Annotated in this window: 7 protein-coding genes; 6 read left to right on the top strand and 1 reads right to left on the bottom strand. The window is 45.4% G+C overall.

The window, feature by feature from the left end:
• Positions 1-475 precede the first annotated feature (475 nt).
• Together ACHBHN_RS05110 and phaC are read left to right on the top strand one after the other, a co-directional pair.
• The gene (locus tag ACHBHN_RS05110; RefSeq protein ID WP_394733739.1) at positions 476-1,762 is read left to right on the top strand and encodes a poly(R)-hydroxyalkanoic acid synthase subunit PhaE; all 1,287 of its coding nucleotides are present in this window, start codon (positions 476-478) and stop codon (positions 1,760-1,762) included.
• Between the two features lie 19 nt (positions 1,763-1,781).
• A complete protein-coding gene (gene phaC, locus ACHBHN_RS05105; RefSeq protein WP_105110511.1) occupies positions 1,782-2,852 on the top strand; it encodes a class III poly(R)-hydroxyalkanoic acid synthase subunit PhaC in 1,071 nt (356 codons plus the stop codon).
• A gap of 65 nt (positions 2,853-2,917) precedes the next feature.
• On the opposite strand, the gene ACHBHN_RS05100 is transcribed toward phaC, so the two are convergent.
• Entirely contained in the window at positions 2,918-3,808 is an 891-nt protein-coding gene (locus ACHBHN_RS05100) for an alpha/beta fold hydrolase (protein ID WP_394733738.1), read from the bottom strand.
• Between the two features lie 193 nt (positions 3,809-4,001).
• Between ACHBHN_RS05100 and ACHBHN_RS05095 the strand changes: the two genes are divergently transcribed.
• The 4 genes from ACHBHN_RS05095 (at position 4,002) to ACHBHN_RS05080 (ending at position 7,979) form a co-directional block, all read left to right on the top strand.
• Positions 4,002-4,403 (top strand): MaoC family dehydratase, encoded by a 402-nt coding sequence (locus tag ACHBHN_RS05095; protein ID WP_105110509.1) that lies wholly within the window; start codon positions 4,002-4,004, stop codon positions 4,401-4,403.
• A 126-nt stretch (positions 4,404-4,529) separates the two neighbouring features.
• On the top strand, positions 4,530-5,459 hold the full coding sequence (locus ACHBHN_RS05090) for a nitronate monooxygenase (RefSeq protein WP_105122329.1): 930 nt from the start codon (positions 4,530-4,532) through the stop codon (positions 5,457-5,459).
• A gap of 281 nt (positions 5,460-5,740) precedes the next feature.
• Positions 5,741-6,946: an acyl-CoA dehydrogenase family protein gene (locus ACHBHN_RS05085; protein WP_105122330.1), complete on the top strand. Its 1,206-nt coding sequence runs from the start codon at positions 5,741-5,743 to the stop codon at positions 6,944-6,946.
• 184 nt (positions 6,947-7,130) lie between these two features.
• Positions 7,131-7,979 (top strand): 3-hydroxybutyryl-CoA dehydrogenase, encoded by an 849-nt coding sequence (locus tag ACHBHN_RS05080; RefSeq protein WP_394733737.1) that lies wholly within the window; start codon positions 7,131-7,133, stop codon positions 7,977-7,979.
• Positions 7,980-7,986: the final 7 nt, after the last annotated feature.

Here is a 7,986-nt window from a genome sequence, read left to right as displayed (position 1 = left end):
ATGGGACTTTTTTTCTACACTCAAAAAGGCTCCATAATCTCTACAGTGGATTTACCCACTACAGAAATTATAGAGCCCTTTTTGTTTGCTCAAACCCAGCAAAATTCAATCTAACCATTCTGAAAGAGAGGGAGACCTCTAGAGAAAATCTTTGGAAATCTCTAGAGGCGAATAGACATACTAGCTAGGTTTTAACAAAAAACAACATTATATATGTTTTTTGTTGATTGAGAAAACGAACTGATATTCACTCTTTTTGAATTTGACTGAGTATCAAAAGCTAACTGTGAGTGTCGTATTATTTTTATGTATTAGTTGGCCTACTAGTTGCTATAAAAAACTCTAAGTTGCATTTAGAGCATGACAGCTTGAAATTGAAAACTCTCTATAATAAGATAAGAATTGTAGGTAGACTGTCCCACTTGTCTAACCTGACGGTCCAGGAATTGACCGAATTCTTATAAGGAGGAATCTTATGTCCCAATACGATATGATCAATCAGTGGTTTGAGGCTCAAAAGAAAATGGCTGAGCAGTGGCAAAGTCTGATACCAAAACAGGCTGAAGATGGCCCAAAAGGTATGGCAGATATTTTGACCGCCCAGCAGCAATTCTTCACTGACTATCTCAAATCTTTGAATCCGACCAATGGATTTACCATGCCCTTCCAAACTGGGATGACCAATCCTGCCCTGGATTCTTGGAACAAACTTCAGTCTAGCTGGACAGAACAGATGCAAAAGGCCTATCAAGAAGGACCTCTGGGCAACTACATTTCCCAATTTCCAGATATGAATACCTATTTGGAATTTTACCGCAACCAGTTCAATCCATCCCGTCTCTATGATGCCCTTGATTCGGATTCTTATGCAACCTTGGTCAAGATGATGGATGCCAACAAGCATTTTGTTAGTTTTTATCGCTATTTTGACAACCTTCGTGACCTCTATTCCAAGCCATTTGAAGAAGATGGCAAGGAATGGGTCAACAAGTGGATGTCAGATGGCCAGCAATTTTATGCTGATTTTGTCCAACCCTATATTCCTGCCCAGCTGCGCTCAATCCTAGAAGCGCCTTATCAGCTGACCGGCGCGCTCAAGGATAACTGGTCTCAATTCTTGGGGCCGTGGGCTGAATCCTTCTTTGACCTCAGTCGTCTCTATGTCGAGGGTGCCAACGGAGATCCAGACAAGCTGGCTGGTTTCTTTGACCAGTGGAAGAGCCAGTATGAGCAGACAGTAGCGCCGCTCTTGCGCATTCCAGGCATGGGCAACAACACGGAGAAGATTGAAGCTCAGAACGCCTTCATTGACAATAGTATTCAGTTAATCCTAACAAGTATAGAGTTCCAGCAAAAACTAACCCAAGTAACCAAAAATCGGGCTAAAACTTTAATGGAAGAATTTGCTGAATTGGTTAAAAAGGGTGAGCAACCGCAAACATACAAGGAATTTTATCATCATTGGTCTAATGAAGTAGAAAAAACCTTACAAGAATATTTCTACTCAGATGAATTTTCTCAACTCTTGGCCAAATTTGGTACCGCCAATGCGCAGTTTGTCATTGCCCGCAATAAACTCTTGGAATTAGTCCTGAAAGGCCTGCCGATTGTCTTAGAAAGTGATGCGCGCAGCCTGTATAAAAAGGTTCAAGAGTTGAAACGCGAAGTGACCAAGCTCAAGCGCGAACTCAAGGACATCAAGCAAGGCGCAGAGGCCAAGCCTGCTAAGACCAAGCCCAGCAAGAAAGCTGACAGCAAATAAGTAAGAAGGGAGATGGCCTATGTTTGAGGAATTATTTACCATACCGAAGAAAAATATCCAGGATGCCCTGGAATCCCAACAACGCTTGATTAAGGGCATTGAAACCTTGACCAAGCTGGAACGACCAAAAGGTGGCGTATCGGAAAAAGAAGTCATCTACGCAGAGGATAAGTTGGTCCTCTATCATTTCAAACCAAAAGTAAAACGACCACTCAAGACGCCGACCCTGATTTCTTATGCCCTGGTCAATAAATACTACATGCTAGACCTGCAGGAGGGCAATAGCTTTGTGGAAGATATGCTCAATGCGGGGGCGGATCTCTATGTCATCGACTGGGGTTATCCGACCAAGGATGACATGTATATCACCATGGAAGACTATATCCAGGGCTATATGCGCAACTGTGTGGAGGCTGTTTTGGACCATTCTGGTGCCGATAAAATCAACTTTTTCGGTATTTGCCAGGGAGCCAATTTTGCGACTATCTTTACAGCCCTCAATCCTGACTTGGTCAAGAATCTGGTGACTGTTGTGGCGCCGATTGATTTCTCTCCGTGTGATAAGTTGCTCTTCCAATGGGGCAAATATATGGATGCAGACAGTATGGTCGAAGCCTATGGCAACCTGTCTGGAGAAGTCATGAACAACGGTTTCTTGCTCTTATCGCCTATCAAATTAACCACCAATAAATATTTGGATTTGATTGATAAACTGGACAATGAAAAAGCCATGACCAATTTCTTGGCCCTGGAAAGCTGGATTTTTGACAGCCCTGCCCAGGCTGGAGCGACCATTCGTCAGTTTACCAATGACATGTACCATGATAATAAGCTGGTCAAGGGCGAGCTCAAAATCGGCGATGAAACGGTCAATCTCAAGAATATCAAGCAGCCATTGCTCAATATCATTGCCAATCGGGATGACCAAGTGCCGACTCTGGCTTCTGAACCATTACCGAAATTAGTTGGCTCAAAAGATACGGAGACTGTCTATTATGATTCCGGCCATATCGGCCTCTTTGTCAGCAAGCGGTCCCGCCAACAAGTAATACCAAAACTCATGGATTTCTATAAAACCCATGATGAGTAAAAAGGGCTGGGCTTAAGCCCAGCTCCTTGTCTATAATGGGGAAAGTTATCAATGTGGCTTGTTCGTTAGAGGAGATGTTTTCTTAGAATGTCTGCTAGCTGATTAGGTTGGTCTGTCTGGATAGAGTGACCAGCATCCATGACATAGAGCTGGGCCTGTTGCTTCAAGGTCTGATAGGTCAGAAGAGCAGAGTCCATACGAACAACCTTGTCCTTGTCCCCGTGGATAATGATGACCGGACAGGTGACATCTTGAATCCGGTTGGTTCCGGCGACCAGGCCGTTTGTTTGATTGGTCATATTGAAGGTGAAGAGGTTGATAAAGATGTCAGAGTAGTTTTGCTGCTGGCACATGGCATCCATATAGGCCTGGTAATCCTGCTCAGAAATCGGGTAGAGTTGGTAGAGGGGGTCCATTATTTTCTTGAGGATACGCTGGTCACGGTTTTGTAAGGCCAACTCGACCTTCTGCAGGACGGGATTCCACTTGGCCATGGCCCGATTGGTCTGGATGAGGAGCGGCAGCAGGCCTAATTGAGGTCGATTGATACCGCTAGGAGACATGTAGCCCTGTATGCCGATGGAGGCGAGGAGAAATACCTGCTCAACGGCTTGTGGTTTTAGCGCAGCCATTTCCAAGGCAACCCCACCGCCTGTGGACCAACCAAGGATAGCATAGCTATGGATTGCCAGCACATCCATGAGCTCCACCAAGTCCAGAGCCAATTCCTGCAGGGAATGGACAGGCTGCTGGTAGCTGGAATGCCCGAAGCCACGCATGTCTGGAAGAATTAGCTGAAAGTCTCCTTCCAGAGCCTCTGCCAGCTGGTAGAAATGAACCGACGAACTCAGGTTGCCATGCAGGAGAATCAAGGCTGGGCCAGTAGTGCCAATTCTTGAATAGGCTAGGCGCTCGCCATTTTTCAGTGTATGGTAGTGGATAGGATATGATTTCATATAATAACCCTTTCTTTGACCCCATTATAGTAAAAAATAATAAAAAATCAACTAATACTCTTCGAAAATCAAAACCATCCCTTGTCAAGAGCCTTTCAGCCTGTCGCCTTGAAATAAGTTAGTGATAGAGTTCTGCTGGTGGCTAGATTGATTTTCATTGAGGATAAATAAAATGACGAAAAGGAGTAGTACAATGACAAAAGTATTTGAAATTGGGCAGACGGGTCAGTTTGCTAAGACCATTACAGAGACAGATGTGATCCTTTTTGCAGGGATTTCAGGTGATTTGAATCCTGCCCATGTCAACGAAGTTGAGGCTTCACAGGGCATGTTCAAGAAGCGGATTGCCCATGGCATGTTGGGTGCTTCCTTGATTTCAACCGTCTTGGGCATGTATCTGCCTGGTCCTGGAACCATCTATCTGGGGCAGGAGTTGAAATTCCTCAAACCCGTTGGAATCGGGGATACCTTGACTGCGACCGCAACCATTACAGCCATTGATGACAAGGGCTGGTTGACCTTGGAGACTATCGTGACCAATCAGGATGGTGTCAAGGTCATAGCTGGTCAGGCCAATGTTATCCCGCCAAAATAGGCTAGTCCAGACACATTACAATTTGTTATGGTTGACATAAGATTTTGTAATAGAAGAAGGATTGAAAAGGGTTTCAATATTTGGTATGATTGTGACAAAGATAACGAAACAGGAGGAACATGCAAGATGAATCGTGTTACAGAATTGTTGGGTATCCAGTATCCCGTTTTCCAAGGAGCCATGGCTCAGATTTCTCGTCACCAATTGGTCAGCGCTGTCTCAAACGCTGGTGGTCTGGGTATTCTTGCTTCAGGTGGCATGACGGCAGATGAGGTCCGAGAGGAAATTCGGAAGACCAAGGCCCTGACGGATAAGCCGTTTGCGGTCAATCTGATGTTGATGATGGACAATGTGGCAGAGATTGTGGAAGTCCTGATTGAAGAAGGGGTTAAGGTCGTGACCACAGGTGCAGGTACACCGAAACCCTATATGCCTCGTCTCAAGGAAGCTGGCATCAAGGTGGTCCCAGTTATTCCAAGTGTCAAGCTGGCCCTCAAAATGCAGGAATTGGGCTGTGATGCTGTAGTGGCTGAAGGGATGGAAGCTGGTGGTCACATCGGCGAAATGGCCTCCATGCCCCTGACGAGACAGGTGGCTGCTGCTCTAGATATTCCTGTGATTTGTGCAGGTGGTGTGGCAGATGGCCATGGTGTGGTCGCTGCCTTTGCCCTGGGAGCAGAAGGGGTGCAGATGGGGACCATATTCCTCGCGGCAGAAGAATGCCCGATACCAGATAGCTACAAGCAGGCTGTGCTGGATGCGGTAGACACCTCAACTGTCGTGACTGGTCGCAAATTTAAGGCGCCGGTGCGCTGTATCCGCAATGCTATGACAGACAAATATCTGGAAATAGAGGCTCAGGCTACTTCCCGTCATGATCTGGAAGAAATCACCATGGGGGCTCTTGCCAAGGCAGTCAAGGAGGGAGATGCTGAAAACGGCTCTCTCATGGCTGGACAAATTGCTGGTCTGGTCAATGACATCAAGCCTGCCAAGGCCATTATCGAGACAATCTTTACAGAAGCAGAGCATGTCTTGAAGAAACTCCACCTCTAATTTTTAATACACTACCAATTTCCTCTTTGGCAGGCTGGATTCAGAATCCGGTCTGCTTTTTTCTTCACAAACTTTCCGTTCTTCCTATTTTTATGCTTTCCAAAGTTAGCAATGGTAAGGATTCTTGTGTTTTCCTACTTTGTGAAATTCTATAATCTTCACTTATAGTCGTATTAATTTTTATTAAGTAGATTTTTATGTAATTTCGTTATATTATAATGTTGTCAACAAAATGTAAACGCTTTACACAAAGCAAAAAATACAAAAAGGAGTCTATTACCATGTCAGTTAAAGAATTAGCTAGAGAGTTGTACCCAGAAGATTTGTTCGGTTATGCCGAAAAATTGACGGAGGGTGAACTGAAAGTCTTGAAACACTTGCGCCAAGAATTAGAAGCACGTGTTCGTCCAGTCTTGATTGACAGCTATGAAAAAGCCCTGCTTCCACGTGAAGAAATCCTGGGAGCATTTGCAGCAGCCAAAATTATGACTCACCCAGATTTGTTCGTTGGTCGCGAAGGATCTTGGAAGGCTGGTGAGCTTTACAACGCCTTCCTCTACCTGGAAATGGCTCGCTTCGATCCGTCTGTTGCAACCTTCTACACAGTGCATGGCGGACTTGGTTACAATACGATTCTCATTGGTGGTAGCCAGGAGCAGATTGAGCGCTTTGGTACACCAGTTCGTAATTTTGAAGCACAGACCTGTTTCGGTTTGACAGAGCCTGACCATGGTTCTGATATTGCAGGTGGTCTTGCAACAACAGCTGAGCGCAAGGGTGATGTCTGGGTATTGAACGGCGAAAAACGCTGGATTGGTGGTGCTAAGACAGCAGACTTTATTCCAATCTTTGCCCGCGATGTGGAAACCAAGAAAATCAAATGTTTCATGGTGAAACAAGGTAGCCCAGGTCTTTCTGTGGAAAACGTGGAGCACAAGATTTCCCTCCGTATCGTAAACAATGGTCACATTACACTCAAAGATGTGGAAGTTCCTGAAGCAGACCGTCTTGTCAATATCAACGGCTATGGTGATGTAGCGAAAATCTTCGTTCGCACACGCGCAGACGTTGCTTACATTGCCATGGGTACAGCGGCTGGTGCCTTCAATGCAGCCCTTCGCTTGACCACAACTCGTGAACAATTCGGCCGCAAACTCGGTGGCTTCCAATTGGTACAGGAAAAATTGGCTCGTATGCAGGCAAATGTGCAGGCAGCCATTGCTTACTCCGCACGCATTGCCGAAATCCAAGAATCTGGCACAGAAGAAATGCTCAATTCTTCACTGGCTAAGCTCCACAACTCTCTCCGCATGAGAGAAACAGTAGCCCTGGCTCGTGAAGTCTGTGGCGGTAACGGTATTACCTACGAAACAGAAGTTGCTCGCTTCTTCACAGATGCGGAAGCTATTTACACCTATGAAGGAACACACGAAATCAATGCCATGATTGTGGCGCGTGAATTGACTGGAATCGGTGCCTTCGTCTAAAACTCACTAAAAATCCATCTCTCGGCTCAAGGCGACAGGCCGCAAACTTCCACTGGAGATTTTCGCTGGTCAAGGCTTTTGAAAAGAGAAATGATTTTCTAAGAGTAAGCAATTCATCCGGGAGTGGGGAATCTCCTGCTCCCAGGATATTGGCTCTAGGGCGAAAGGAAAGGAAAAAAGTATAATGGAAATTAAAAATGTTATGGTCATTGGGTCTGGTCAAATGGGCAGCGGGATTGCTCAAGTTTTTGCCCAATCAGGCTTCACTGTCTATCTCAATGATATTAAATTAGAATTTGTTGAACGTGGTCTAGCAGGTATTAAGAAACAATTTGATCGTGCTGTTGGAAAAGAAAAAATGACCCAAGAAGAAGCAGACGCAGCCTATGCACGATTGATCCCGTCGACAGATTACCAGGATGCCAAACATGTGCAATTGGTGGTGGAAGCAGCGACTGAAAACCGCGATATCAAGCTGAGCATCTTTAAGCAATTAAACGAGATTACAGCTCCAGAAACCATCCTGGCATCCAATACCTCCTCCCTGTCTGTGACCGATATTGCTGCTGCTTCAGGTCGTCCGGATAAGGTGCTAGGTATGCACTTCTTTAACCCAGCTCCTCTTATGAAATTGGTCGAAGTTATTCGTGCCATTCAAACCTCTCCAGAAACAGCTGCTGCGGTAGAAGAAGTCACTGCAAAAATCAATAAAACAGCGGTGTGCGTGGCGGATTCCTATGGTTTTGTGGTCAACCGTATCCTGATTCCAATGATCAACGAAGCAATCTTTGTCTTGGGAGAAGGCGTTGCCAGTGCAGAAGAAATTGACACAGCCATGAAATTGGGTGCCAACCATCCGATTGGCCCATTAGCTCTAGCTGATTTAATTGGCCTCGATGTTGTTTTGGCTATTATGAATGTCTTGAGCAATGGCTTCGCGGATCCAAAATATCGTCCAGCTCCACTTCTTAAAAAAATGGTGGAATCTGGTAAACTTGGTCGTAAGACTGGTCAAGGATTCTTTACGTATTAGGAAGGGA

Source organism: Streptococcus sp. A22 (assembly GCF_043674215.1).
Taxonomy (GTDB): domain Bacteria; phylum Bacillota; class Bacilli; order Lactobacillales; family Streptococcaceae; genus Streptococcus; species Streptococcus suis_V.
Note: the sequence above shows the minus strand (reverse complement) of the source record. Positions and strands in the feature narration are given on the sequence as shown.